Annotated in this window: 24 protein-coding genes; 13 read left to right on the plus strand and 11 right to left on the minus strand. The window is 43.7% G+C overall.

The window, feature by feature from the left end; genetic code table 11:
* Window positions 1-176 precede the first annotated feature (176 nt).
* The 3 genes from OQJ75_RS06630 to OQJ75_RS06640 are packed head-to-tail and all read right to left on the minus strand — an operon-like array spanning window position 177 to window position 1,405.
* Window positions 177-491, minus strand: a complete 315-nt coding sequence (locus OQJ75_RS06630; RefSeq protein WP_265971717.1) for a GIY-YIG nuclease family protein — start codon at window positions 489-491, stop codon at window positions 177-179.
* Window positions 492-1,148: a YceH family protein gene (locus OQJ75_RS06635; RefSeq protein WP_019823422.1), complete on the minus strand. Its 657-nt coding sequence runs from the start codon at window positions 1,146-1,148 to the stop codon at window positions 492-494.
* A gap of 56 nt (window positions 1,149-1,204) precedes the next feature.
* Entirely contained in the window at window positions 1,205-1,405 is a 201-nt protein-coding gene (locus tag OQJ75_RS06640) for a hypothetical protein (RefSeq protein ID WP_265971715.1), read from the minus strand.
* A gap of 195 nt (window positions 1,406-1,600) precedes the next feature.
* Between OQJ75_RS06640 and OQJ75_RS06645 the strand changes: the two genes are divergently transcribed.
* The 3 genes from OQJ75_RS06645 to OQJ75_RS06655 all read left to right on the plus strand — a co-directional run bounded on the left by OQJ75_RS06645 (window position 1,601) and on the right by OQJ75_RS06655 (window position 3,155).
* Window positions 1,601-1,915, plus strand: a complete 315-nt coding sequence (locus OQJ75_RS06645) for a DUF496 family protein (protein WP_004730049.1) — start codon at window positions 1,601-1,603, stop codon at window positions 1,913-1,915.
* Window positions 1,916-2,127: 212 nt separating this feature from the next.
* The gene (locus tag OQJ75_RS06650; protein ID WP_004730047.1) at window positions 2,128-2,754 is read left to right on the plus strand and encodes a D-Ala-D-Ala carboxypeptidase family metallohydrolase; all 627 of its coding nucleotides are present in this window, start codon (window positions 2,128-2,130) and stop codon (window positions 2,752-2,754) included.
* A gap of 164 nt (window positions 2,755-2,918) precedes the next feature.
* Window positions 2,919-3,155, plus strand: coding sequence for a hypothetical protein (locus tag OQJ75_RS06655; RefSeq protein ID WP_004730045.1), 237 nt, complete (start codon window positions 2,919-2,921; stop codon window positions 3,153-3,155).
* 32 nt (window positions 3,156-3,187) lie between these two features.
* Here OQJ75_RS06655 and OQJ75_RS06660 read toward each other — a convergent pair whose 3' ends face one another.
* Window positions 3,188-5,752: an ATP-binding protein gene (locus tag OQJ75_RS06660; protein WP_265972004.1), complete on the minus strand. Its 2,565-nt coding sequence runs from the start codon at window positions 5,750-5,752 to the stop codon at window positions 3,188-3,190.
* A gap of 898 nt (window positions 5,753-6,650) precedes the next feature.
* Between OQJ75_RS06660 and OQJ75_RS06665 the strand changes: the two genes are divergently transcribed.
* Window positions 6,651-8,087 carry a glyceraldehyde-3-phosphate dehydrogenase gene (locus OQJ75_RS06665; RefSeq protein WP_265971705.1) on the plus strand — a complete coding sequence of 479 codons (1,437 nt, stop codon included), beginning with the start codon at window positions 6,651-6,653 and terminating at the stop codon, window positions 8,085-8,087.
* Window positions 8,088-8,368: 281 nt separating this feature from the next.
* Here the strand turns inward: OQJ75_RS06665 and OQJ75_RS06670 are convergent, their stop codons facing one another.
* A complete protein-coding gene (locus OQJ75_RS06670; RefSeq protein WP_265971704.1) occupies window positions 8,369-9,448 on the minus strand; it encodes a hybrid-cluster NAD(P)-dependent oxidoreductase in 1,080 nt (359 codons plus the stop codon).
* Between the two features lie 119 nt (window positions 9,449-9,567).
* Entirely contained in the window at window positions 9,568-11,229 is a 1,662-nt protein-coding gene (hcp, locus tag OQJ75_RS06675; protein WP_265971702.1) for a hydroxylamine reductase, read from the minus strand.
* Window positions 11,230-11,503: 274 nt separating this feature from the next.
* On the opposite strand from hcp, the gene OQJ75_RS06680 reads away from it, so the two are divergent.
* Both OQJ75_RS06680 and OQJ75_RS06685 read left to right on the plus strand, forming a co-directional pair.
* On the plus strand, window positions 11,504-11,734 hold the full coding sequence (locus OQJ75_RS06680; protein WP_029221973.1) for a hypothetical protein: 231 nt from the start codon (window positions 11,504-11,506) through the stop codon (window positions 11,732-11,734).
* A 53-nt stretch (window positions 11,735-11,787) separates the two neighbouring features.
* The gene (locus tag OQJ75_RS06685; protein WP_265971699.1) at window positions 11,788-12,951 is read left to right on the plus strand and encodes an alpha/beta hydrolase; all 1,164 of its coding nucleotides are present in this window, start codon (window positions 11,788-11,790) and stop codon (window positions 12,949-12,951) included.
* 103 nt (window positions 12,952-13,054) lie between these two features.
* Here the strand turns inward: OQJ75_RS06685 and OQJ75_RS06690 are convergent, their stop codons facing one another.
* From OQJ75_RS06690 to OQJ75_RS06700, 3 genes are all read right to left on the minus strand, one after another.
* On the minus strand, window positions 13,055-13,669 hold the full coding sequence (locus tag OQJ75_RS06690) for a LysE family translocator (protein WP_029221972.1): 615 nt from the start codon (window positions 13,667-13,669) through the stop codon (window positions 13,055-13,057).
* Between the two features lie 127 nt (window positions 13,670-13,796).
* Window positions 13,797-14,717 carry a LysR family transcriptional regulator gene (locus OQJ75_RS06695; RefSeq protein WP_065205870.1) on the minus strand — a complete coding sequence of 307 codons (921 nt, stop codon included), beginning with the start codon at window positions 14,715-14,717 and terminating at the stop codon, window positions 13,797-13,799.
* A complete protein-coding gene (locus OQJ75_RS06700; RefSeq protein ID WP_265971697.1) occupies window positions 14,711-15,172 on the minus strand; it encodes an Lrp/AsnC family transcriptional regulator in 462 nt (153 codons plus the stop codon). Before OQJ75_RS06700 ends, OQJ75_RS06695 begins: the two co-directional genes overlap by 7 nt.
* Before the next feature lie 256 nt (window positions 15,173-15,428).
* Here OQJ75_RS06700 and yjeH point away from each other — a divergent pair, with 256 nt between their 5' ends.
* Window positions 15,429-16,697, plus strand: a complete 1,269-nt coding sequence (gene yjeH, locus OQJ75_RS06705; RefSeq protein ID WP_265971696.1) for an L-methionine/branched-chain amino acid transporter — start codon at window positions 15,429-15,431, stop codon at window positions 16,695-16,697.
* 45 nt (window positions 16,698-16,742) lie between these two features.
* Here yjeH and OQJ75_RS06710 read toward each other — a convergent pair whose 3' ends face one another.
* The gene (locus OQJ75_RS06710; protein ID WP_265971695.1) at window positions 16,743-18,200 is read right to left on the minus strand and encodes a PLP-dependent aminotransferase family protein; all 1,458 of its coding nucleotides are present in this window, start codon (window positions 18,198-18,200) and stop codon (window positions 16,743-16,745) included.
* Between the two features lie 90 nt (window positions 18,201-18,290).
* Here OQJ75_RS06710 and OQJ75_RS06715 point away from each other — a divergent pair, with 90 nt between their 5' ends.
* Together OQJ75_RS06715 and OQJ75_RS06720 are read left to right on the plus strand one after the other, a co-directional pair.
* On the plus strand, window positions 18,291-18,950 hold the full coding sequence (locus tag OQJ75_RS06715) for a pyridoxamine 5'-phosphate oxidase family protein (RefSeq protein WP_265971694.1): 660 nt from the start codon (window positions 18,291-18,293) through the stop codon (window positions 18,948-18,950).
* Window positions 18,951-19,030: 80 nt separating this feature from the next.
* A complete protein-coding gene (locus tag OQJ75_RS06720) occupies window positions 19,031-19,954 on the plus strand; it encodes an urea transporter (protein WP_265971693.1) in 924 nt (307 codons plus the stop codon).
* 10 nt (window positions 19,955-19,964) lie between these two features.
* On the opposite strand, the gene OQJ75_RS06725 is transcribed toward OQJ75_RS06720, so the two are convergent.
* A complete protein-coding gene (locus OQJ75_RS06725) occupies window positions 19,965-20,972 on the minus strand; it encodes an AraC family transcriptional regulator (protein ID WP_265971692.1) in 1,008 nt (335 codons plus the stop codon).
* 133 nt (window positions 20,973-21,105) lie between these two features.
* On the opposite strand from OQJ75_RS06725, the gene OQJ75_RS06730 reads away from it, so the two are divergent.
* From OQJ75_RS06730 to OQJ75_RS06745, 4 genes are all read left to right on the plus strand, one after another.
* Window positions 21,106-21,456, plus strand: a complete 351-nt coding sequence (locus OQJ75_RS06730) for an MFS transporter (protein ID WP_265971690.1) — start codon at window positions 21,106-21,108, stop codon at window positions 21,454-21,456.
* Entirely contained in the window at window positions 21,450-22,673 is a 1,224-nt protein-coding gene (locus OQJ75_RS06735; protein WP_086712564.1) for an HlyD family secretion protein, read from the plus strand. Before OQJ75_RS06730 ends, OQJ75_RS06735 begins: the two co-directional genes overlap by 7 nt.
* A gap of 766 nt (window positions 22,674-23,439) precedes the next feature.
* Complete coding sequence (gene codB, locus OQJ75_RS06740; protein WP_032548041.1) at window positions 23,440-24,678, plus strand: cytosine permease; 1,239 nt, start codon at window positions 23,440-23,442, stop codon at window positions 24,676-24,678.
* Between the two features lie 9 nt (window positions 24,679-24,687).
* Window positions 24,688-25,965: a cytosine deaminase gene (locus OQJ75_RS06745; RefSeq protein WP_248392896.1), complete on the plus strand. Its 1,278-nt coding sequence runs from the start codon at window positions 24,688-24,690 to the stop codon at window positions 25,963-25,965.
* Window positions 25,966-26,067: the final 102 nt, after the last annotated feature.

The raw sequence follows: 26,067 nt of genomic DNA on the forward strand, positions 1-26,067 counted from the left end.
ATTCTAAATGAGCAATATGTTAATTTGGAATGGAGATTAACAACAACGTGTTCATTCATAATTTCAGCCCATTCATGGTAAGAGTAATTACCATTTAAATTCATAAGCTTAGCTAGAGCTACTATAGCCCCTTACATTATTAAGATTTAATCAATAACAAACATTTTGGCTATGAATTATGAGACTTCGATATATTGAATTTTGTCTTTTTGCCACTCAATAATCAGTTTGAGTGATACCAGTTTTTCTTTGCGGGATTTGGGCAATTGCTTGATCGCGTATTCAGTTTTCAATGCTTCACTTTTTGAGCCAACATCAAAACTCCAAACCAGCTTAAGCGGGCCTTTACCTTTTAAAGCTTTGGCGCCTTTACCGGTTCGATGTTGTTCAAATCGACGTTCTAGATTGTTCGTCACGCCACAATAAAGGGCATTGTGACGATTGCGGATCAAGTACACGACCCAATCCGCATTTTTATCAGCGTCTGACATTTAAAGCAGTGATTCAACCAGAGCCTTAAGCTCTGCCACTTCTGCTCGTAGGCTTGCTACTTCAGACTCAAGTTCTTCAAATTTTTCACTCGTTGCAGAGGGTGCAGCCGCGCTTACTGATGCCGTCGCAAACGCTTCAACATCCACTTCACCACTCAACAAATGCTGGTAGCGTGATTCACGTTTACCCGCTTCGCGTGGTAGCTTGACCACTAAGGCACCTGCTTCTCTTGCAGCTAGCTTATCTAATGTTGCTTCTACTTCTTTCACATCACTAAAGTTTGCAAGGCGACCCGTTCGAGTACGAAGTTCACCAGGTGTTTGCGCGCCACGCAGTAACATACAACAGATGATTGCGCGCTCTTGCTCTGTAAATTGCAGATCACCGAACTCAGTGTTGCAGAAACGATGCTGATACTTATTAACACGGCTATTGAAGCTGCTCTCATCGCTCACCATGCGACGTCCGATTAAGCCATCAACAGCATCTAAAACATCTGACTCAGAAAGAGAGAGAACAGGTTCACGGTTACTCTTTTGATTACATGCCGTGGTTAAACTGTTCAGTGTCAGTGGGTAATGATCGGGAGTAGTGACTTCTTTCTCGATCAAACAACCGATAATTCTCGCTTCAATTGGGGAAAGTACTGTGTTCATCGTTTTTCCTTTTTATTATTTTGATAATTCCATCTCAACACCTAACAATGCAGTAACTAGTGTTCAGACAAAATTGGTACTCGTTTCTTCCTGCCCTGTTCATCAATCATTATGATCTTAGAACGGTTTAGCTCTATTTCCACGACTTCCAAATAAGTACGCTCTTGTACATACGCATCACGAAGCTTGTTTTGTTCTGCTGAAGATTCAGTGACATTGTCGCCCAATTCTTCGTTTTCCAATTGTTGTTGATTCATTTCACATTTCGTATCAATGCAGTATCTACATGGGATACTAACTTGAACGGTAAGATAAAAACAATCACACATCAGCGAGAGTGACGAATAATTAAACAACCTTACTTTTGCTTTGATCTAAAGACTGTTACATCATCAATTGATGTGCTTTAATCAGAACCAGACAACGTATTTGACGATTAGGAAAAGGAATCTATGAGCAGCGTATTTGAAATTGTTAACCAAGCACGACGTAAGAACAAACTTAAGCGTGAACTTTTAGACAACGAAAAGAAAGTTCGCGACAACCGCAAGCGTGTCGACCTTCTTGATAACCTACTTGATTACATCAAGCCAGAGATGACTCACGACGAGATCCTAGGCATTATCAAAAACATGAAAGCTGACTACGAAGACCGCGTTGATGATCACATCATCAAGAGTGCAGAGATCTCTAAAGCTCGTCGCGACATCAGCCGCCGCATTCGTGAACTAACAGAAGAAGACAAGCAAACTCAAGGTAAGAAGTAATCTAACCTCGCTAATTTACTTGTAACAATGTTAGTAACCCACTCTTAGTAGTGGGTTTTTTTGTACCTAAACTCCAGCGTCTATACTTAAGCATCTAGACCTAAGCATCTAAACCTAACCGTCTAGACTTAAGCGTATCTAAGCAAAATGAATGAAACTCAACAGCAGTATCAAACTAAATAACGAGTGTACACTAGCGATGGAGAGACTTTATGTACGGAAGTATTCTGATTACCTTGGCGTTATCAACGACACAACCTTACCCTGAAAAATTTGAGAAACTTTATACCGAAGAGACCGAAATCACTTATGACGATCTCGTGGTCGATGTTCATGGCTACAAAGTTCCGACCCGATCAGCATTTCGAGGTTGGATGCTCCTTAACCACGCCCAAGATCAAGTCAAAGCGATCGGTCAACAACTCAAAGACAACGGCATCACTCAGAGCATGCCTCTGCATTTAGTCTTGTTGCAAGGCACGGATTGGGCAATGAGTAATACGACCCTGTTCACCCTTCCCAATAAGAAACATGTGCCAAACATGATCAATACCCTTAAGTACATACAACAATATATTGAGCCTGAAATTGGCGTTGTTATCCCTGTATCCGGAGAGCGAACCAATATCTACAATCAACAAGCTGGCGGCGCACTGCGAAGTAAACACTTGGAATTCTGCGCCTTAGACTTAGTTCCTGCGAATGATATTACTCGCGAAGATCTACACGTGAAACTTAAAAAGATTCATGCTGAATTTGGGCAAAAAAATAACGTTGGGCTGGGTTTGTATTCTGGTGTTCGATTCCACATCGATACTTGCGGATTTAGACAGTGGTAACCACTCAATGGAGTCATAATGACTTAATTATTATCAGAGTCATTATGACTCAAATAATTGACAGGACACTTTAACCAATTGATTTAATGATTAAAATAAAACTGGAACGCTAATTGCTATTGATAACGAGTGTCATAATTATTAATAGCAATTAGGAATTCAATATGAAGACGATGACTCAACGCTTTCAAACGCTACTTTCTGTTTCAAACTTCAGTCTAGCAACCACCGCCTTGCTTATGCTACTCAGTATTATTGTTGCTTATCCGATGGCCGATCACTTCTCACTGCCAATTCAAATTGTCGCACACATCAGCACGATCTTAGTGGCTGCATTACTAAAGATTAGTTATGTCGGTCGCTGCCTTGCGCAATACAACCTTGGGTTAGAAGTTCGCTAAATCGTACAGTGCTAGCCTTGATAATGAGCCAGTTAGACAATATCAAGGCTACTGAAAAGGTCATACAGTTGGTGGGATTTATAAGGTTTCGGCAAGTAGGCATTCATGCCCGCTTCAAAGCAATCTTTGATGTCTTCTTCCAGCACACTAGCGGTTAAAGCAATGATGGGTAATGGTGCGGCTTGCTGATCAATCTCCCACTGTCGAATCGCACGAGTCGCCGTTATACCATCCATAACAGGCATCATGCAGTCCATTAAGATGGCATCAAACTGAGCGCCTTGAGTAATGACATCCACCGCTTCTTGGCCATTACTGGCAATCAAATATTCATAGCCCGCTTGCTCAAGGAAGAAGCTCGCTATCTTCTGATTCATTAGGTTGTCTTCAACAATCAGAATACGTCGGTTCAGAGAACGAACCTCTTCATCTTTTACTTCCACCGTCGGCGCTTGTTCTTCACCGATATCGAGCGATTGTAAGCTGTTTAAGAATCGTCGACCCAAGAATGGCAATGTATGAGTTGAGTGAACCGTTTCTGTGATTAGATTGGTTTTAAAGAGATGATGCTGACACACGATAACGCGAGCCAAAGGGTATAACGCCTTCAACGTCGCAAGATCTTTATCCATGGAGTGATGCAGCGTATGACAATAAAGTATGAAGTCACTTTCTTTCAGGTTTTCATCAAGATCCGAAATGGATGACACAACATTAGGTCGAACATTTAAGCGTTCACACTCTTTGACCAGTTGATCGAGGTAATTGAAAGAATTCGAAATAATAGTCGCACGGTTTAGGTTGTCGAAGGTTTGAAGATGAGTTTCGACAGTGTCGACATACAAACAAAAAGTGAACGTTGAGCCCTCTCCTTTCACTGAACGTGCGGTAATGTAACCACCCATTAAATCAACAAGCTGTCGACAAATCGCAAGCCCTAACCCTGTCCCACCGAATTGGCGAGTAATGCTGCCATCTTCTTGAGTGAAAGGTTCAAATATGGACTCTAACTTCTCAGGCTCAATCCCAATCCCGGTATCAGACACACTGCATTCAAGCTTGCCTCTACCCAAAGACATAGGTGTGTATGCGATATCCGTCGTAATCGTGCCCTTTGACGTAAATTTGATGGCGTTAGACAGCAAATTGGTCAGCACCTGTCTCACGCGGTACTCATCGAAAAAGAGTTGTGGCGGCGTTTGATAATCGATATTGATGTCGAGCTCGATATCCTTACTTATCGCTTTCGACTGAATCACGCTCACAGAGTCATAGACCGCTTCGCGCAAATCAGCATTGTGTGGTGACAACATCAAGTTACCCGACTCTATTTTAGACAGGTCGAGGATGTCATTAAGCAACACCAACAAAGAGTGAGAAGACGATTCGATGTCTCCCAATACTTCTTGTTGATTTGGGCTCAGTTGGCTTTGAGATAAGATCTCAGCCATACCAATAATCCCATTAAGTGGCGTACGTATCTCATGTGACATATTGGCTAAGAATGCGCTTTTGGCTTTATTAGCCGAAATCGCGTCTTCTTTTGCTGTTATTAACTCTTTGTTGTGAAGATAGTTGCGCTCCATCACTCGATTTAGGGTTTCAGTGAACTCGGCAAGCTCATCGTTCCCTTGGATATGAATTACCTTAGGCTGACCGTAACTATCAGCGCATTCCGACACCCCTTTTAGAATCAGCGATAAGTTTCGATTCAAACGCAAAGAAGTAGCGATACCGAGCCACAGCAAAACACCTGAAGCAACCAAAATCAGCAGCGTCATGACCAAGGTCTGCCGTTTTTGCAATGCGATGTTCTTTGTCAGATCTGATTGCAATTGCTTGGTGTAAGCACCAATCGCTTGTGAAATAGCCCTTTTTTTCAGCTCTAAACCTTTCAAATGGTCATAGATTTCGGGTGACGAGAAGTCCCCTTTGAGGATTCGTGATGTGAAGTTGTCTTGAAGTTTATCTTTGGCGACAGTGTTTAACAGTTGTCTAATATTTGAAGAGCGAGTGCCCGAACGAAAAAACGTGTCTAATAACTGTTGTTGTCTTTCCAAAGCACCAACATAACTCAGTAGATATTGGTTTTTCAACTCTGGAGAACGATACAAACTGTAGCTTAACCACGCCTCTCTCTGAGTCCAGAACACGTAATTAGTCAGATGGACAAACATCGCCTCAGCTTGGCCGATATCTTGATCCACCAAGATCATTTGATATTCAGACAGCTCCATCAACACGGCTTTTAACAAATCGAAGACGCGTTCTGTGAGCTGTGTGTTATCGGTGCTTTCTGTCGCTTGAGCAAGGCTCATCAATACTATTTTAAGTTCGACCAACTGTGGTTCAACACTCCAGTTAGTATCGAACTGTTGAAGTCTTATCTCATACTGAGTGAGCCTATCCAGTTCTGATTGCAACTTTAAAAGCAGTTGACCTTTCTCAGGAGAGTCACTAGACAGAACCAACCATCGATAGGCATTACTTGAAATAGTATTGAAAGATTGAATCGCTTCGACCTTAATACGTGTTGTTTCAAGATAGTTCATCTTCTTATCGTTCTTTAGCACTTCATTGACTGTAAACCCAAACATAATGAATACAGAAACCGTGGAAAGAAAAATAAGACGCCATCTAATTGACATGTTTATCATTTTATAACGACTCCCTTCCCGACAGTAATTTTACCTAGCCCAAGTTAAGGATAGGACATTAACAGAGGTTATTGATCAAATTGGATATGAACAAACGATACTCTGAGCCCAGAACGAAAAATTAGAGCCAACTGGTATCCAGAAAAATGCTTTAAAGCGGAAAGACGTGCTTTTATTAAGACTGGTTTAAACAAGCGAGGTTTCAGTGAGCAAAATGTAAACAAAAGACGTTTTCTCCAGTTATTATCACCCGCATAACAAGTTAACATCCACATTCTACGGCTCAACTAGACTGTGAATAATGACTCTGCGCGCTAACAAAGCGGATAGTTAGGTTAAAATTGTGACATCCAATCGTTTGCGTGATGCACTTTTCACGCTCAAGCTAAGCTTATTCAAAGGTCGAACAACAATACTGGTTGATTCCCTTATTTGTCGTTTACTGTTTACGTGTAACTTGAGTTAATGATCACATCTTTTATGATCACTATGACCTGCATTACATATCATATTTTGAGTTGAGTATTTTTTGGCAAAAATTAAGTGCTACAGATTGTTAAAGTCAACAGCCTTTATTGACGCTAAAAGCTTGATTTATGACTAATATAAAGCCAAGTTTCAGACAATTTATCTGCATTTATTTTTCCTAGCAGAATAACCCGTCGTACCTTACAATCCTGCCACATAAAAATTACAAGTTACACACAAGGCATATCAAGCGCATTTTAAGTGGCGTTAAAGACCACAAAAGCTTAGATAGCTCAATTCCCCCATGCACTCATGGCTACCCTACATTCGCTATGATTGCAGAAATTAACGTGAAAGGTCCCGAGTAAAGATGAGTCCCGAAAAGCACCTCCTAGACTGGCAAACTAGTCAAACTATTGCTGAATCAATCGCTCCTACTTTAGGTCAGTTGTACCGCCAAAAAGGCGTTGAAGTTATCCTGTTCGGTAAAACACTGGTTAACGCGACAACTATCGACATCATCAAAGCTCACCGCATCGCAAAACGTTACACAGGTTCTCCGCTTACAGCAGAACAGACTCAACCAATCATTCAACACCTTCTCTCTATGGACTTGTCTCCATGTCGTATCGATGTTGGTCGCCTTGCTCATACATTCTGGCAAGATCGCGAAGACACAAACGGATTGGATGATTTCCTACAAACTGCACTTTTAGAGTCGCTTGAAGGCGATGCGATGACAGAACCTCGCGATGTTGTCTTATACGGTTTTGGTCGTATTGGCCGCCTGCTGACTCGTCTATTGATCGAAAAAAGTGGCCCAGGTTACCCACTACGTTTACGTGCAATTGTTGTTCGTGGCGGTAAAGACGGTGACTTAGAAAAACGTGCAAGCTTGCTACGTCGCGATTCAGTTCATGGCCAATTCAACGGCAGCATCGTTGTAGACCAAGAACGTAAAGCGATCATCGTTAATGGTAACTTCATCCAAGTTATCTACGCAAACAAGCCAGAAGAAGTGGATTACACGACTTACGGTATTGAAAATGCACTTGTGGTTGATAACACAGGCGTATGGCGTGACGCGGAAGGCCTAAGCCAACACGTTGCATGTAACGGTGCAAAGAAAGTACTACTGACTGCGCCAGGCAAAGGCGACATCAAGAACGTAGTATTTGGTGTGAACGAGAATGTCATTCAACCAGAAGACACGATCATCTCTGCTGCAAGCTGTACGACAAACGCAATCACGCCAGTATTGAAAGCGGTTCACGACAAATTCGGCGTACTGTCTGGTCACATTGAAACGGTTCACTCATTTACCAATGACCAAAACCTAATCGATAACTTCCACTCAGGCGATCGTCGTGGTCGTGCTGCATCATTGAACATGGTACTGACATCGACTGGTGCTGCTAAAGCGGTATCAAAAGCGATGCCAGAAATGGAAGGCAAGCTAACAGGTAATGCGATTCGCGTACCTACGCCAAACGTTTCGATGGCAGTAGCAAACCTAAACCTTGAGAAAGGCACAAACAAAGAAGAATTGAACGAGTACCTGCGTGAAATGGCGCTGTCTTCTTCTCTGTCTGCACAAATTGATTACACAGACTCGACTGAGATTGTATCGACGGACTTGGTTGGCTCTCGCCACCCAGGCGTGGTTGACGGTGTTGCGACTATCGCCCAAGACAACCGTGCTGTTCTGTATATTTGGTACGACAACGAGTTTGGCTACAGCTGTCAGGTTGTTCACTGTATGGAACAAATGATGGGTGTGCGCTACAAGACTTACCCTGAAGTATAAACTGCTTAGAGCCTGTAAATTGCTTAGATTCTATTACTTCCTTAGATTCTATAAACAGTTTTAGGTAACCAGCTCCACAACATAATAATTATATCTGCGAGGTCTGTAATGGGCTTTGCAACCCTTCTTGTTTTACTCCCCCGTATAAACAGGAAGGTTGCCACTTAGATCTGCTCTCTCTATCTGATCTAAGTGGCCTTTTTACATCTGGCAAGCTAACTTTTATCGCTATGACAAGAACTTTATCCTCGTCACTCTTGGAAAGCTTCACTTCACATCTGTTACAACTCAATCTCAACATCTGACTGAATCGAACTCGAACACGCGAGTACATAACCTTGTTCAATCTGTTCTGGCGTCAATGTTTCTTGGCTGCTTGATTCCACTGAACCTTTGGTTACTTTGCACTTGCAAGAACCACAAATCCCACTACGACAAGCGATGATAATTGGAACGCCTGCTTTCTCTAATGAATCAGCGAGTGGTGTACCCGCCTCCGCTTCTACTTCTGCGCCAAATGCAGGAACAAACACCTTAACGGCACTATTTGAATCTGCTGACGCTTCTGTTTGTGGTTCTTCTGAAGCAGTATTGCTATTGGCTAGTGAATTATTACTTTGAGTCGCTGGAGTAAAACTTTCTTGGTAGAAGTTATCCATGTTGAACTCAAGTTCTTTCAGGTAGTTTTCTATGTCTTGCATAAAGCTAACCGGCCCACACAAGTAAACGGTTCTGTCTAAAATGTCTGGGCTGAGTGTTACCAACCAGCTCTTGTCTAGACGACCTTGGGGAGCAGTTGTTCCTTCACTGTCTTTCAGAAGCAACTTAAGGTTAAAGTTAGCGTGTGTCTCATCAAGTTGGTTAAGCTCTTCAAAGTAGATGGTCTCGCGTCGATTACGTGCCATGTGAACAAAATCGATGTTAATATCACTGCCTTGAGCCAACCAATACTTTGCCATCGCCATCACAGGAGTGATACCGCAACCCGCACTCACTAGCGTCACTTTTTTTGTCGTCGTTGGCATGCAATCAATACAGTTAAACGCACCAGCAGGCTTCAATACAGAGACCTCATCACCTTCATCAAGTTCATCAACAATAAAGTTCGAAACCAAGCCACCTTCCACACGCTTTACCGTCAATTTCAGGCGGTTATCTTCAGGACAAGACGCTACAGAATAAGCACGGTAATCGGTTTTCGTCGGCATATCCAAACCCAGAGTAATAAATTGTCCTGGCTTAAAGTTGAAATGTAAGTCTTGTGGAACGCAGCCAAGCTCAAAGCTGACCGTATCTGGCGTCTCATGCCATTTCTTTAAACACACTAAATTGATTGAATCGCTATCCGACCATGCATACATAGTTCGTGTACCTTGCTAATGACTAGATGATTAAATGACTAAAGATTTAAATCGAAAAAGCCCCGCCGTTGTCTGTTTTAGAAAAACGTCACAACAACGGGGCTTAGAGTTGGCTTAAATTAAGCCGCTAAGATTGTTTTAAGATCTTGCTCTGGCGTTGAGATAGAACGCATATCGAACTCGTCTTGCATAATCTTTAATAGGTTTTCTGTTAGGAAGGCAGGTGCTGTTGGGCCCGTGTAAATACCTTTCACACCAAGAGCGAACAGGGTAAGCAGGATAACGATCGCTTTTTGCTCGAACCAAGATAGAACCAGCGTTAACGGAAGTTCGTTGATACCACAATCAAACTCTTGAGACAGTGCGATAGCAAGCTGAATCGCTGAGTAAGCATCGTTACATTGGCCAACATCTAACAGACGTGGGATACCGTTAATGTCACCAAATTGGTTCTTGTTGAAACGGAATTTACCACATGCCAATGTCAGGATTACTGAATCTTCTGGCGCTTGAGCTGTGAAGTCTGTGTAGTAGCTACGCTCAGACTTGTCACCGTCACAACCACCGACTAGGAAGAAGTGCTTGATGTTGCCTTCTTTTACTTGCTCAATAACCGCAGGTGCCGCTTCCATCAGTGCGTTACGACCAAAACCGACAGTGATCATCTGCTCGATCTCGTCGTGTTTGAAACCTTCTTGCGCAAGAGCACAGTCGATTACTGCGCTGAAATCGTCGCCTTCAAGGTGATCAACACCCGGCCAGCCTACAATGCTACGTGTAAATAGACGGTCTGCGTATGAACCTACATCTGGGTTAAGTAGGCAGTTAGATGTCATTACGATGGCACCAGGGAAGTTAGCGAATTCTTTTTGCTGGTTCTGCCAAGCGCTGCCGTAGTTACCCGCAAGGTGTGGGTACTTGTTCAGTTCAGGATAACCGTGTGCAGGTAGCATCTCACCATTGGTGTAAACGTTGATGCCCTTGCCTTCAGTTTGTTGAAGGATCTTTTCTAGATCATGTAAGTCGTGACCAGAAACAAGAATACAGTGGCCTTTCTTAGTCTTAACATTCACGGTTGTTGGTTGAGGGTGACCAAATGCATCTGTCTCACCTTTATCCAGCATTTCCATTACTTTGTAGTTCATCAAGCCAATTTGCATAGACGTATCTAGCAGTTGTTTTAAGTCAGATGGGTCAGTACCTAAGAAAGCCATGATTTCGTGGTATTCAGCAAAAATAGCATTGTCAGTTTGACCAAGAACACGCGCGTGCTCCATGTACGCTGCCGCACCTTTTAGACCGTATAGGCAAAGAAGGCGAAGACCAATCACGTCTTCATGTTGAGAGTCGTGACCACGGTTTACCGCAGCTTGAGGGGCAAGTGCCAATAGCTCTGAAGAATCGGTTGGAAGATCGAATTGCGCAGCAGCCGAAAGTGCTGGAATTTCAAAACCAATCAATGTTGCTGCTGCACGAACTTTTTGCTCTAAACGCTGCTTGAATTCATGAGACTGTTGTGCGAATTCGATAATACGAGCAGGGTCGAAGTTAACATTAGTCAGTGTTGCGAAGAACGCTTTTGGTGCCCACTCATCAACTTCTGTATCAATAACATCGCAAGCGCGACCTAGGCTTGCCCAAAAAGAAACACCTTGAAGAGAATGCACCAACACGTCTTGAAGGTCGGATACTTCCGAGGTTTTTCCACACATGCCTTGTGCGAAAGAACAGCCTTTTACGGTTGGGGTTTGAATCGTTTGTTCACATTGAATACAGAACATAAAGGGGCTCCAGTAATTTTTTATTAGCTGTAAGTGCTTTGCTTACAGTGACTTATTCCAACCCCTATAGAGCATCAACCGTGCCAACTTTTAACTCATTGATTTTATTGACCTTGCGTTTATTCCCTTATTTTAGTGCGTGATTATGACTACATATAAACTCTCAATCCACACACACCTGTGTCATAGTGACTCTCTAGAATTATTTGGTGGTGTTCATGTTTCGTTCAGAATAGAAGCGATATAGTAACAACATAGAAAAAGAGGAATGAATATGAAAAATATATTAGTTACGATTGTTGCGTTGTTTACTGGCCTTTTGGCGTTATTCACTAGCTTGATCCTTGCTATTCCTTTAGCTATCGCAGCTTTAATTACTGGCAAGCGCATTCAGAATCAAATGAAGAAACAAGGTTTCGCAGCTCATATGAACACTCGTCAGTCATCAACCAATGATGCCGGTGTTATTGAAGGTGAATACGAAGACCTTTCAAGCAGAAAGTAATCTAAACTTTAGTTTCAAACATAGTGAAAGCACAACAGAGACAAGATTACATAATGCAAAGAAAACCCCTCCTAGCACTGCTCGCCTTAACGACTTTAAGTCTCGTTGGTTGTTCCAACGAGACACCGATACCCGCTTACCAAACATCTCCTGACTTGCCTAGCTATCAGCAAGACAGCTTTGATGACTACGTCAATGACACCCAAGATTGGTTATTGAAAAACCGCGTGTTCATGGCAGAAGACAAGCAGCTTGAGATTCAACTCAATTCACCCACCGAATACGAACCTGCGACACCTAACGGTAAGGCAGTTTTATTGGTTCATGGGTTAGGTGATTCTCCGTACTCATTTAAAGACATCGCAACGCACCTAGCAGAACAAGGTTACTTAGTGAGAACGGTATTGCTACCGGGCCATGGCAGCCGTGTCGGTGACTTAATGCAGCCAAGCTTAGAAGATTGGCAAGGTGTTGTAGATCATCATACGAAGTTACTAGAGCAAGAGTATGATTCTGTGTGGCTTGGCGGCTATTCAACAGGCGCAAACCTCGTGACTTCACAGGCGATGAACGATCCTAAGATCTCAGGGCTACTGCTGTTCTCTCCTGCGTTTCAACCGAGCTCATCTGCGGTTCAGTATGCTGGGCTAGCAAGCTACTTTGTCACTTGGGCTGACCAAGATCCTGAAGACAATATGTTGCGTTACAACTCACTGCCAATGAACGGTGCCTCGGTTTACTACGAGACATCAGAAGTGGTTCGTGAAGACCTGCAAGATAAACACTTCGATAAACCGGTGTTTATTATGATGAGTGAAGGCGACAGCGTGATTGACACCAGTTTCGTTCAACAAGCGTTTACTGAGTCCATGCCCAACCCAAACAATGTGTTGATTTGGCAAGGAGAGACGACACTCGATGATCCGCGAGCGGTTCAGTACAGCATGAAGCTCCCGGAGCAACGCATTTCGAACGGTTCTCACATGGGTTTACTGTTCTCGCCAAGCAATCCGTATTACGGAATCAATGGTAGCGAGAAGATCTGCTCCAATGGTCAAGAGGAAGGTTTTGAAGAACAGTGCAACGCGACAAGTGAAGTTTGGTACTCAGCATGGGGGTATCGTGAAGAAGGGAAGAACCATGCTCGTTTGACCTATAACCCTTACTTTGCTGACTCAATGAAAGAATTAGATACGGTTCTAAACTCAGCAGGCTAACTTCTTTTAGCTGTTAACTGTTAGCGTTTAGATAAGTAGAAACAAAAACAGCTCACAAGATAATCTCTTGTGAGCCGTTTTAGATCTTAAGGTCTAGTGATGACTAAATCATCCACACCACACGCACAGCAAGTAGAATCAACACCACGCCAGATAGTCGATCAATCAACTGAGCTTTCGAGCGAATACGTTCAACAATCAAAGGGCTAGACAACACCAAGGTGATAAATGTGTACCATAAACCGTCTACAAGTAGCGGTGTTGATACGATAATCACTTGATTGGTCAGTTCATTACCTAACGCAACAAATTGGCTAAACAGAGCGATGAAGAACAGCGCGATTTTCGGGCTCAAGATAGAGATCAAGAAAGCCTCGCGAGCAGACTGCATGTAGCTCATCTGTTCACCCGCTTCCAATTTCGCGGCAACACCACCTTTCGAACGCAACGCATTCACGCCGAGATAAAGCAGATACGCTGCACCCGCTAAACTAATGGCTTTGAACAACATGGGGGATTGCTCAAGCACAACGGCTAAGCCAACAATGGTTGCGAACGCATAAATACCGATGCCTACGGCGTGAGACCAAGCCGCGATAAGCCCGTTCATGCGGCCACCAGCCAGGCTGTGTTTTGCAATCATCGCCAAGCTTGGGCCCGGAGACATTGCACCCAACAAGCAAATCGCTAATAAAGAAAACCAAATTGTTACTGTCATCATTCCATTCCTAGTAAAACAAAGCGTCCTAGCTGAACCCTCTTTGCTTAATATTCAATACTTAGCACTTACCATAATTCGCAGAAGGTATTATTTGAAATCAAAGATTATCATTACACCTATGATTTCAAGTCATACTGATATTATAACTCGACTTCTGCATAGCTTGGAATGCCTTTTCTCTCGCCCATTTGTGGGCAGAATCGTTGTCATACTTGGGGTGCCACATTAACCAATAGGTGTGCATTTCCGTATCAAATGGCAAAGAAAAATAGGCAGTATCGAGGTGCCGACCTAGGTTATAGGCGATATGTTCAGGCACGATCATCAGATAGTCGTCTTGCATTAATACAGTTCCAGCGGATGAAAAGAACGGAACCTGCAGAGCCACTCTTCGTTTAAGTCCTTTTTTCTTCAATGCTATGTCCGCGTAGCTGTCTTTATCTCCGCCACCCGTCACTTTGATGTGAGAATAGTTGACGATATCTTCTGCACTCAAAGCCGCTTGTTGAGCCAATGGGTGCGACTTGCGCATTAAACACACCGATTTATCTTCACCGAGCTTAATGCTTGATACATGTTCTGGCTTTGTGGGAAACATACTGGAAGCCAAATGAATACCCGACTCGTTCAGAGCTTCAAGGTAGTTTGGCTGCCACAAGCGGAAAGCCAAATTAATGTTCGGGGCTTCGGCGGACACCTCTGCAACAATAACAGGAAGAATATACTGAGCCACATAGTCACTCGAAGACAATACCAATTCACCCTGCCAGTCTTGCGGTTCAAAGGGTTTATCGTCTAAAAGGTGGTCGAACTCTCCAAGCAAGTCATCGAGTTTGCCTTTAAGTAACAAAGCACGGTTAGTCGGAACCAGTTTGTTGCCATCACGAACCAGCAAAGGATCACCACATAGATCTCTAAGCTGAGCCAGTTGACGGCTCACCGCCGATTGCGTGATGTGCAAACGCTGAGCTGTTCGACTGACATGACACTCTTCAAGAAGCACATGCAGAGAGCGCAGTAGGTTTAAGTTGATATTGCCTAGCATGAATGCACCTTCGCATTCTGTTTGTTAAAAAACTCCGTCAAGACAGTATGAGTCATAAGGTGTCGAAGCTCTGGATAGCTTTGCAGCCGATCGCGGATTTGATTCAAACGTTCCATGCTTTCAACTTCAACATAAAGCATCATATCTGTCTCACCGCTAATAGAGTGGCACCATTGCACCTCATCAATACTCTGGATTCGTGTCGCGTAAGACTCACAACTATGGTCGCTGCTCGACATGTCGAACTTCAACAAAATGTAAGCGCACACATTCTTCGTTTGGTTGGGCTTTGCCACTTGAGCACAATAACCCGTAATCACTTTGTCGCTTTCCAGTTTCTTGATTCTGGCATTCACCGCCGAACGCGACAAACTGACATCTCGGGCGATATCGCTCACTGAGCATCGTGCATTGGTTTTGAGAATATCCAAAATTTGGCGATCAAATTTATCCATGCTTCTGATTCTTTCCATTTATTGTTCTATTTATAACGCCTAATTTGACACAACTTTCCTACTTATAACAGCCATTATGACAGCCGACACTTTCACGCTTAATCAAGTTAAAACCGTTAAATTGACGGTGTCTTAAGACGTTTCGCTAGCTGTATTATTGATGCCGACAATGTATGCTCTCATTCATAGCATCACCCATACATCAGAAGACAGGCACAATAAGGCCGATATGATAAGCCAATAGCTAGGAGAGCGAATGACGCAACTCAAACAAGAAATCACGCTTATTTCAGGAATCGGACAACTCTCGACTACCTTGCTAGGCACTGGATTATTTATGATCCCTGCGATCGCAGCAGGCATTGCAGGACAGTTGTCACTACTCGCGTGGTTAATCCTGTTTATCGCTATTTGCCCGATTGCACTAACCTTTGCCGCATTAGGAAAACGCTACCCCAATGCAGGTGGTACGGCCTATTTTGTTCGCAAGGCGTTCAGTGAGCGATTAGAAACCAGCGTGGCTTGGTTGTTTGTGAGTGTTATTCCTGTCGGTATTCCGGCTGCCATTGCATTGGCTGGAGGTTTTGCACAACAACTATTGCCAGCGCCACTCGACACACCACTTGGCGCTCAGTCCTTTACCGTCGCTCTGCTTATTGCTGTCAATTTGATGGGCAGTAAGTCTTCTGGCCGCTTACAAACGGTGATTGCCTTGTCGATTTTTGCCTTGGTTAGCGCCTTTGTTTGGAAAGCCGACATCACTGCAGCTGACATCGCAGTTCCGACCATGACGTCTGATTCGATGTGGTCGATTGGCGCAGCCTTAGCGGTGATGTTTTGGTGCTTTGTCGGGATAGAAGCCTTTGCTCACATGGGAGAAGAATTTAAAAATCCACAGCGTGACTTTCCCATCGCAATCATTGCAGGGTGTTTCGTTGCGGGCATAGTGTACTGGGCTTGCTCGGTGGTTATTATCAAGCTAGGCGCTTATGGTTCACCTGAATTTGATGCTGCATCCATCCCGTGGGTAACAGAACAACTGTTTGGTAATGGCTTCAAAACCGTCATCAGTGTGCTTGGTTTCTTTGCTTGTTTTGCTAGCCTAAACCTTTACACACAAAGCTTGTCTCGTATGATTTGGGCTCAGGCTCGCCAACACACTCCTACGAGTAGAATGGCTCAACTCAATAGCCGTGGCGTACCACTTTACCCAACCTTAGCAATTGGCTTTGTCGCGCTTATCTCTTGTGTGATTGGTGAGTTGTCTAATCTCGATCTCGAATTCTTTCTTAAACTCGCCAACGGTATTTTCGTTCTGGTTTATCTGCTTGCAATGTTAGCGGCTTGCCGATTACTGACTGGCGCATCTAGATACACCGCCATGCTCTCATTGCTCATCTGTACTTTAGTGTTTATCTGTTTAAGCTGGTCGATGCTCTATGCCGTGACTATTTTTGTGACATTGTCACTCCCTTGGCGTAAGTGGCTAGGTAAAGGTAAAACCGTTTCTGTCGACAAGTTATAACTCGATTAATGATGAATCGACAAACTGTAGCATGCCCTACCAATATTACTGATAAAAAAGCCGAGCGATCTGTGTGATCTTCGGTTTTATCTCAGCCAAACGGATATTTCCAAATCCCAACACCGCCCCATTCCAATCACGAGCATCACTTGATCCATATTCATAAAAGTCAAAAGGACGAATGATGATATTTTCAAGCTCTGCTCTACGGCTCCACTCATGTTCAGATATGCCTTGATACCACTTCACGGTCACATGTAGCCCTGCCGCTTGGCTAATCACTTCAAGATCGCCATGAAACTCACTTTTAATCGCTTCTATCATCGCTTCATGCTTGAGTTTGTATGAACGACGCATCTTTCTAATATGACGCAATAAATCGCCTTCGCGAACAAAATCCGCCAAAGCTTCTTGTGTATGAGACGCCGTGTCTCCGGTGAGCGCATCTTTAATCTCAAGACACTTCGCCACCAAATTTTCAGGCACCACTAAGTACCCTAATCGAAGGCCATTGAACATCACCTTACTCAGAGAGCCAACATAGATGATGCGATCATCGAATCCTAACTTTCCCGCCAACCCTTGCATACTGGTATAAGGGCGATGAGCGAACTGGAACTCACTGTCATAGTCATCTTCAATAATCCATGACTGATGTTGATTGGCCCAATCGATCAATTTAAGGCGTTGCTCAGTATTTAAGGTCGTGCCCATTGGGTATTGATTACTCGGCGTGACATACAGAGCCTTAGCATTACTGGCCAACACTTTCTCAATATATAGCCCTGCCTTTTCACGCACACTCACACCGTCTAGCTCTAGTCTCAACAGATCGATAATCTTATGCACTTGTCGATAACCGGGTTCCTCCACAAGAATTTTGTCACCCATCTCTAACGTTGCCATCAAACCAATTGAGATGGCTTGCTGCGCACCTGCTGTGATGATAACTCGGTCTGCACTGCAATGAACTGAACGACTGCTTGCCAGATACCCGCTCAACGCTTCCCTCAAGGCTAAGCTTCCCTGAACCTCTTGATTGCCCGCAATGTTCTGACGTGTAGAGTGGCGTTGCAGTAACCTCTGCCATTTAGCAAAAGGGAACGCATCTAAGTCAGGGACTCCGGGGGCAAAGCTGCGGTTAATGTCGTTAGGTGTCGCTATGTTTGCACTCGGTTGACTGACTGTTTGTTTAACCTTCGCATCCTGAATACACTTCGGCTGAGACAAACTTAGAAAGTGCTCTGGTTGTTCAACCGAGACATAAAATCCTGAGCCTTGCTTACTCTCGATATAGCCTTCAGTGACCAGTTGTTCGTACGCATAAATCACCGTATTTCGACTCACCGATAACTCGACGGCCAACTTACGTGTTGAAGGTAACTTACAGCCCTTGCTCCATAAATCGTGAACGATCTTCTCTCTTATCGCGTGGAACAAGGCGGTTTGACGCGTGTCGTGCTGTTCGTCTAACTGTAGGTCACCGACATCGATAGGTTGCATAACTGGATCCAAATAGTGTTTAAAAGTGGCTCTATTTAATAGACCAGTTAATCGCTACATTAATCAAAAGGCAATGATTAAGGAGCGATTATGTTATCTAACACGAAAAGAACCACGATTAAAAAAGGGGCTCACAAAGCCGTATTTGAACAAGAGAAACTGCACCAAATTATTGATGAAAGCTTAATCGCACACATTGCATTGCAGGGCGAACAAGGCCCAATGGTTATCCCGATGCTCGCGTGGCGAGTGGATGACATGGTCTACATTCATGGGGCTAAAAACAGTCGCCTACTAAAAGGACTAAAAAAGGGAGAACCAACCTGTTTAACGTTCACCTTGTTTGATGGTTGGGTGTTGGCTCGTTCGGCATTTCATCATAGTGCGCATTATCGTTCTGCTGTGGTGTTGGGATCATTTTCGGTCATTGATGACAACCAAGAAAAGGATCGCTTGTTGAACATCTTCATTGAGCAGATAGCACCGGGAAGAACCGACGAAGTCAGGCTCAGTAATGAGAAAGAGCTCACCGCGACTGAGTTGCTGGCGATTCCGTTAACCGAAGCATCGGTAAAAATTGGTAAGCATGGTGTGAATGATGACAAAGCTGATATGGACGTTCCCGTTTGGGCTGGCGTATTGCCTTACCGAACCGTTGTTGGGCCACTAGAAACAGTGCCAGAACAGGAAGGGCTCATTGAAAAGCCAGATTACCAACAAGCCTATGGTGAACGTTGGTATCAGAATTAACACTCGAAGATGGTCAACCAAGAATAGTTGTATACAATCTGGCGTATCAAAAATTTAACATAATGAAATTCTGTCGCCAGATGATGAACACGAATAAGGACATTCTTCTACTTCAAGGCTTGCTCAATGGCATTGGGCAAGTCTATTTCACACCGTCTGTTATGACGTCGACTTTGCTGTTGCTTGCCATTTCTATTGAGTCACTTGCACTGGCTTGTCTTACTTTGCTTGGCGCCAGTTGCAGCTTTGCATTGGCCTTCTATGGCTATATGTACACCAACACCAACAAGCCAGCCGACGACATTGATAGTGGAATGTACGCGCTAAATGGGGCTTTGATTGGTTTATTTATCGGTAACTTTTTTGGTGTCACACCATTATTGGCGCTAGTGACTGTGTTAGGTGCGTTACTCACTGTGCCGATTGCGCATATCGTATTCAGTTTTAAGAAATATCGCAGTTACACTAGCGCCTTTATCCTCAGCACTTGGCTGATTTATGCTATCCAATCGACCTTTGAGCTATCAGCATTTTCTGCACCTGACTCCGCACTAATGCCCCTAATAAGTATTGAGGCTAACTCGTTGTTTAAACTGCCGACAGTGGTAATCCCGTTGTTAAAAGGGATAAGCCAAGTCAGCTTCATCGAAAATGCATTGTCGGGGCTCGTAATCTTGGTTGCCATCGCACTCAACAATATCAAGCATGCCATTTGGATTATGCTCGCAGTAACAATTAGCACCGTATTTAGCGGTTTGATTGGCGCTTCTAGCGAACTGGTAGCGCAAGGTCTTTACGGGTACAACGCCATTCTTGCCACTTTAGCACTTGTGCTCTATCCGCGAATCCCTTGGCCGTTAACCCTATTAGGCATGCTATTAAGCTGTGTAATAACACTTGGTTTTCATGAACTGTCATTACTGCCACTCACCGCCCCTTTCATTTTGAGTACTTGGGCTATGGTTTACTTGTCTAGCCTGAACCATAAACGAACCATAAGTTAGCTCTGCATAATTACAGGCCGATTTTTAAGCGCTCAACATATTGCTTGGGTGTCAAACCTCGATGTTTCTTAAACATTCGATTAAAACTGGCAGTATTGGTATAGCCTAAGCGTTTCGCAACCTCTTCGATAGACAATTTATAACTCAATAATTCCACTGCAACATTACTTAGCGCATACCCCATAATGGTGGAAAAGTTAACACCCAGTTTGTGCAATCTTCGCTGAAACTGCTGCTCAGATAGTCCCAGTAGACTGGACACTTTATGCAGTGTCGGCAAGCCAAAATGGCGGCTATAGTTGATCATCTCGTAAGTCACTTTATGTTCATCACCGGCATCGGGCATATTGAGGTAATTGTCTAGATCATGAAAATTCATCGCCAAACCCATTTTACCTACGCTTGGTGATTGATTAATCGATAACCTCGACTTACTAGGAATCCAAACCTCTGTGCGTGGCTGCCCCCATTGAATATTGCAGCCAAAGTACTCGTGATAAAGGTCGACATTCTCACGATACCCAGCAATAGATACTGACGCTGGTTTGAAATCAGGCCCTAGATATCTCCTTATAATTTTCATCATGAAAATCGCGATACGGACTGAGTCATGAACCTTACCAGTGTCAGAATATTCAGGGTTGTCATAACACCACTTAATAAGACTACCTACTTGCGCCCCGTATAAGAAAGCACCCGATTGCAAACAGTGCAATCCAATATTGACACGCCGAATGGTTGAAGCGAGGTCGTGCCCCGAGAAAAACCAATTAGCAAGTGGTCCTAACTTCTCAATATCTACCCTATCTGCCAACTTCAAGATAATATCGGAATCACCGGCTTGCTGTTCAAGCAAGCCATACCATTTGTCCACTTCATTAACCGGAATTAAGTTCATGGCGTTAGCAAATACCGAGTGCGGAATACCTAGAGAGTCCATATCTAGCTCACGATTCGCCGCCGCATATTGATATATTCCTAAAATTCCTAATGCTCTTAAGAAGTTACAATTATTCATCAGCCACAATTTCCCGACAACAAAATCACAGATTCAATCATATAAGACCTATTATTAAAGTAATTGGTAAAATTTCAAGCGATAAATCTGATATCAATCACACTCGGTGCTCAATTTAACCTAGGGTTTATCAATGAGTTTAGTTAGTGTCCCATTTGTAGGAACCGGCGCAGATACCGTATTACACGTAGTTGCTGGTGTGGTATTGGTCGCAACCATTGCAGCTGCATGTTACGGGTTCTGGCGCGTCCATGAATTACCAATCAACAAGGCTCACAGTAAAGAGCATCAACAACTTGGTTTGATCACCGCATTAACATGGATTGGTTTTGTATGGCACTGGGTATGGGTACTAGCTGTGATCTTGGCCTTCGTCGATATGGAAAAAGCCATCATCAATCTAAGAGACACTTGGAAATCACCAGCAACATCTGAGGAACAAACGACTTCCGACAAACAAGATGAGGAGAGCCAAACATGTTAGAAGGCTTGGCTATTTGGGCACTGTTCATTTACTTACTTAGGCTAATCGGTATGCCTTGGAATAAAGGTACCAAGGCGTTTGCGTACCTCGGTGGTACATCTTGGTTGTTGTTTGTATGGGTTGGCCTACTCAACTTTACTCCAATGGATTTATCTGGAGGCTCAGTTGTACAATCTCCACACATTCAATTACGCCCAGACTCAACGAATGTGTCGGGTAAAACGACTAAAGTCCATATCCACCCCAATCAAGATGTAACTGAAGGACAGCTAATTTATGAGATTGATGACACCAAATATGTCATCGCAAGAGATAAAGCCAGCGTTCAGCTCGAGTCAGCAGAGGTTGCTTTAGATACGGCCCGCCAAGAAGTAAGCATTGCAAAAGTGAGCTATCGTTCGGCGCTAGAAGACATTAAGGCTTCAGTTGCACAGATAGAGTCAGCAAAAACAGATTTAGTTTTACAATCTAAAACGCTTGATCGTTACCAGAGGCAAAACAGCGTCGTAGAACATACGATTACTGAAACCGACATCGATCAACAAACAGCAAAGGTTGACTTAGCCACTCATAATGTCACTACGCTGGAGTCTCAGCTGAGTAAAAAAGAAGTCGATGCAGAGAACGCGAAACTCGATATTCACAAAGCAGAAACCAACGTAAGCAAAAAACAGACAGAGGTGGATTCAGCGAAAGCAACATTGGCACAAGCACAATGGGATCTTAATAGCACCAAGGTCACTGCACCAACTGACGGCTTTGTAACGAATTTTATTCTACGTGAGGGTCAGCGCGTTTCTATGATGCCTCGTATCCAGATGTATACCGAAGAGAAGTACGTGTTGATGCGAGTCAACCACCAAGCAATTCGTAATATTAAGGTTGGTCAGCCAGCGGAATTTGCGACAGCGGTATATCCAGGGAAAATATTCTCTGCAACCGTAGAAGGCATTGTTGAGGCGACGGGTGAAGCGCAAGCAAGTTTACTGGGTATTGATGAACAAGTTCGTGTCACCACAGGCAGAAATCTTCAGAACAAGCACCACTTTGTTCGTTTAAAAATTGATGAGGCAGAAGGCTACGATATTCCTGTTGGTTCTGTCGGTTTAGCCTGGGTAAGTGGTGAGAAGCCTATCAGCTTTATGGCGTTTCTAGACGTAATACGCGGGATCATCATTAGAATGAAGTCTCAGCTGTACTTCTTCTACTCTATCTAATACGCCTGATAGACAAGACAAAGCCCGTGCGATCTCAGATCGCACGGGCTTTTTAATTTGCTTGCTTAAAATGTCATGTTTAGGCGTAGGAAGAGTGCATAGAAAGAAAACAACTCAGAGACGCGCTGTGCTCACCTTTCCAATTACCTCACTTATCTCATCGCGACACTAGATCATCAACACCTAGATCACCCTACAGTAGCATTAAATTGCAAATCGCAACTGCATAATGCAACATGGAAATTCTAAAACGCGAATAAAACGCCCAAATACGCACCAAATTGCTATAAAACTGCCATTTTACGTGGTTTTAAAAGTTGGCACACTAACTGCAATGTATATATTGACCCTTCTTAAGCCGAGGGTCACCTAGCCAACTGACGTTGTTAGTGAACCTACTCTTGTTCACAAAATATATAAGCCAATTGCGATTATTGCGATTGGCTATTTTTTTACCTGCTGCTTGGCCGACCGCCCTCACCTTCGATACAGACACCCATTCAATCGCATAATAATCAACATTCATAGCCAACTATCGATAGCAGATATTCAATACACTATAGAAAACGTTTTCTATTTATTTTCATGAAATAAATGAAGAAAATAACCTTATGTTTTACAAGAGATTTAAGGTGATAATTGATTCTCAGGCGCCTTTATTGACAAAATTAGCATTGACTATGTGATTTATATCACCATAATGCGCACGTTTGCCTGCAATACGGCGACCGTTAATTTTAATTTTGATCATTTGCGGAGGTAAAAAATGGCTGCTGATAATAACTACAGTCTAGGGCCGGTTCCTACATCGGCTAGGAAAGGAGTCGCTTCACTCACCATGGTAATGCTTGGACTCACTTTCTTCTCTGCAAGTATGTGGACAGGTGGTTCACTCGGGACAGGCCTCTCATTCAACGATTTCTTCCTAGCCGTTCTCATCGGTAACCTAATTCTTGGTATTTACACTTCTTTTCTTGGCTACATCGGCTCATCTACTGGCCTCTCTACTCACCTCCTAGCGCGTTTCTCTTTCGGTACAAAAGGCTCATGGCTTCCTTCTGCTCTACTTGGTGGTACACAAGTCGGTTGGTTTGGCGTAGGTGTAGCGATGTTCGCAATTCCGGTACAGAAAGCGACAGGCATTGATACCAACACTTTGATTATTGTGTCAGGCCTTTTGATGACAGGTACGGTGTACTTCGGTATTAAAGCGCTAATGGTACTTTCAGCGATTGCGGTTCCAGCGATTGCGATTCTAGGTGGTTACTCAGTACTGACAGCCGTCGACAGTGTTGGCGGACTAGAACAACTACAACTGATTAAGCCAGAAACTCCAATGGACTTCTCAATGGCCTTAGCAATGGTTGTAGGTTCATTTGTCAGTGCGGGTACGCTAACAGCCGATTTTGTTCGCTTTGGTAAAAAGCCAGCGAGCGCAGTATTAATCACAATGGTTGCATTCTTCATCGGTAACTCACTGATGTTCATCTTCGGCGCAGCCGGTGCAGCAGCAACAGGCCAATCAGACATTTCAGATGTGATGATCGCACAAGGGCTGCTGCTTCCAGCAATCATCGTGCTTGGTTTGAACATCTGGACAACCAATGAAAACGCACTTTATGCATCTGGCCTTGGTTTATCTAACATCACTGGTCGCTCAAGTACTACAATGTCTATCATTAACGGCATCATCGGTACGATTTTCGCGCTTTGGTTGTACAACAACTTCGTAGGTTGGTTAACCTTCCTATCGTTGGCGATTCCACCAATCGGTGGCGTAATCATCGCTGACTTCTTCGCGAACCGTAAACGTTACAAAGATTTTGCAAATGCAGAGTTCCAAACCGTTAATTGGGCTGGCATTATCGCGGTAGCAACAGGCGTAGCCGCTGGTCACTTCCTTCCTGGCGTTGTTCCTTTGAACGCAGTGTTAGGTGGTGCAATCAGTTACCTCGTGCTTAATCCTCTATTGAACAAAAAAGCTCTGAAATCTCAGGCCGCTTAAGGACACACTATGACAACCTTATTAATCAAGAACGCGAAGCTTCAAGACCAAGAGGGCTTGAAACAGATTCTGATTGAAAATGGTCAATTTTCTCGCATTCTCGATAATGACGCACAAATCAATCATCAAGGTGACATTCTTGATGCTGAAGGTGGCATTGCAGTTACACCGTTCTGTGAACCGCACATCCACCTAGATACTACTCAAACCGCTGGTGAGCCTAACTGGAACATCTCTGGCACTTTGTTTGAAGGTATTGAGCGTTGGGCTGAGCGCAAAGAACTGCTATCAATTGAAGACGTGAAATCTCGTGCAAAGCAAACACTGAAATGGCAGATCGCTAACGGTGTTCAACACGTGCGTACTCACGTTGATGTATCTGACCCAACGTTAGTTGCGTTAAGAGCAATGGTTGAAGTTCGTGAAGAGATGAAAGAGTGGGTCGACATTCAGATCGTTGCATTCCCTCAGGAAGGCATTCTTTCATACCCTAACGGTAAAGAGTTGCTTGAAGAAGCCGTGAAGATCGGCGCTGACGTTATCGGTGCCATCCCCCATTTCGAATTCACTCGTGAATACGGTATTGAATCTCTACATTACGTGTTCGAACTTGCACGCAAGTACGACTGTTTGATCGATGTACACTGTGATGAAATCGACGACGAACAGTCTCGTTTTGTTGAAACACTGGCAGCCCTTGCTCATAAATTCGACATGGGTGAAAAAGTAACGGCAAGCCATACCACAGCGATGGGCTCTTACAATGGTGCTTACGCATCTCGCCTATTCCGTTTGCTAAAAATGTCGGGCATTAACTTCGTCGCGAACCCGTTAGTAAACATTCACTTACAAGGCCGTTTCGATGACTATCCGAAACGTCGTGGCGTAACGCGCGTTAAAGAGATGCTAGCGGCTAATATCAATGTATGTTTCGGCCATGATGATGTGTTTGACCCTTGGTATCCGCTAGGTACAGCGAATATGCTGCAGGTTCTTCACATGGGACTGCACGTAACACAGGTTATGGGCTACGACCAAATCAACAACTCGCTTGATTTGATCAGCAAGAACTCTGCTCGCACATTGAACATCCAAGACAACTTCGGTATTGAAGAAGGTAAGCCAGGTAGCTTGCTTATTCTTCCTGCAGACAATGGTTTTGATGCAGTTCGTCGCCAAGTGCCCGTTCAATACTCGGTACGACACGGCAAGGTGATCGCTGAAACGCAACCTGCGAAAACAAAAATTAACTTAGATCAGACTGAAGATATCAACTTCAAGCGTTAATATCGTCTATACTGATGAAGAAAAGGAAGCTACAGGCTTCCTTTTTACTTTGCCATGGTGCGAGACTTTATAAAACCATCAACTATTAAGGTTGGTTTTGTT

Origin of the sequence: Vibrio sp. 14G-20 (assembly GCF_026241515.1) — a bacterium.
Classification (GTDB): domain Bacteria; phylum Pseudomonadota; class Gammaproteobacteria; order Enterobacterales; family Vibrionaceae; genus Vibrio.

Excerpts from the sequence above, each read along its gene's own strand:
- OQJ75_RS06730 (WP_265971690.1), top strand. The coding sequence starts at position 21,106 with ATGAGTTTAGTTAGTGTCCCATTTGTAGGAACCGGCGCAGATACCGTA.
- OQJ75_RS06690 (WP_029221972.1), bottom strand. The coding sequence starts at position 13,669 with ATGACAGTAACAATTTGGTTTTCTTTATTAGCGATTTGCTTGTTGGGT.
- OQJ75_RS06630 (WP_265971717.1), bottom strand. The coding sequence starts at position 491 with ATGTCAGACGCTGATAAAAATGCGGATTGGGTCGTGTACTTGATCCGC.
- OQJ75_RS06645 (WP_004730049.1), top strand. The coding sequence starts at position 1,601 with ATGAGCAGCGTATTTGAAATTGTTAACCAAGCACGACGTAAGAACAAA.
- OQJ75_RS06670 (WP_265971704.1), bottom strand. The coding sequence starts at position 9,448 with ATGTATGCATGGTCGGATAGCGATTCAATCAATTTAGTGTGTTTAAAG.
- OQJ75_RS06745 (WP_248392896.1), top strand. The coding sequence starts at position 24,688 with ATGACAACCTTATTAATCAAGAACGCGAAGCTTCAAGACCAAGAGGGC.
- OQJ75_RS06650 (WP_004730047.1), top strand. The coding sequence starts at position 2,128 with ATGTACGGAAGTATTCTGATTACCTTGGCGTTATCAACGACACAACCT.
- OQJ75_RS06715 (WP_265971694.1), top strand. The coding sequence starts at position 18,291 with ATGTTATCTAACACGAAAAGAACCACGATTAAAAAAGGGGCTCACAAA.
- OQJ75_RS06635 (WP_019823422.1), bottom strand. The coding sequence starts at position 1,148 with ATGAACACAGTACTTTCCCCAATTGAAGCGAGAATTATCGGTTGTTTG.
- OQJ75_RS06640 (WP_265971715.1), bottom strand. The coding sequence starts at position 1,405 with ATGAATCAACAACAATTGGAAAACGAAGAATTGGGCGACAATGTCACT.
- codB (WP_032548041.1), top strand. The coding sequence starts at position 23,440 with ATGGCTGCTGATAATAACTACAGTCTAGGGCCGGTTCCTACATCGGCT.
- OQJ75_RS06680 (WP_029221973.1), top strand. The coding sequence starts at position 11,504 with ATGAAAAATATATTAGTTACGATTGTTGCGTTGTTTACTGGCCTTTTG.
- yjeH (WP_265971696.1), top strand. The coding sequence starts at position 15,429 with ATGACGCAACTCAAACAAGAAATCACGCTTATTTCAGGAATCGGACAA.
- hcp (WP_265971702.1), bottom strand. The coding sequence starts at position 11,229 with ATGTTCTGTATTCAATGTGAACAAACGATTCAAACCCCAACCGTAAAA.
- OQJ75_RS06720 (WP_265971693.1), top strand. The coding sequence starts at position 19,031 with ATGATGAACACGAATAAGGACATTCTTCTACTTCAAGGCTTGCTCAAT.
- OQJ75_RS06710 (WP_265971695.1), bottom strand. The coding sequence starts at position 18,200 with ATGCAACCTATCGATGTCGGTGACCTACAGTTAGACGAACAGCACGAC.
- OQJ75_RS06695 (WP_065205870.1), bottom strand. The coding sequence starts at position 14,717 with ATGCTAGGCAATATCAACTTAAACCTACTGCGCTCTCTGCATGTGCTT.
- OQJ75_RS06700 (WP_265971697.1), bottom strand. The coding sequence starts at position 15,172 with ATGGATAAATTTGATCGCCAAATTTTGGATATTCTCAAAACCAATGCA.
- OQJ75_RS06725 (WP_265971692.1), bottom strand. The coding sequence starts at position 20,972 with ATGAATAATTGTAACTTCTTAAGAGCATTAGGAATTTTAGGAATATAT.
- OQJ75_RS06735 (WP_086712564.1), top strand. The coding sequence starts at position 21,450 with ATGTTAGAAGGCTTGGCTATTTGGGCACTGTTCATTTACTTACTTAGG.
- OQJ75_RS06655 (WP_004730045.1), top strand. The coding sequence starts at position 2,919 with ATGAAGACGATGACTCAACGCTTTCAAACGCTACTTTCTGTTTCAAAC.
- OQJ75_RS06685 (WP_265971699.1), top strand. The coding sequence starts at position 11,788 with ATGCAAAGAAAACCCCTCCTAGCACTGCTCGCCTTAACGACTTTAAGT.
- OQJ75_RS06665 (WP_265971705.1), top strand. The coding sequence starts at position 6,651 with ATGAGTCCCGAAAAGCACCTCCTAGACTGGCAAACTAGTCAAACTATT.
- OQJ75_RS06660 (WP_265972004.1), bottom strand. The coding sequence starts at position 5,752 with ATGTTTGGGTTTACAGTCAATGAAGTGCTAAAGAACGATAAGAAGATG.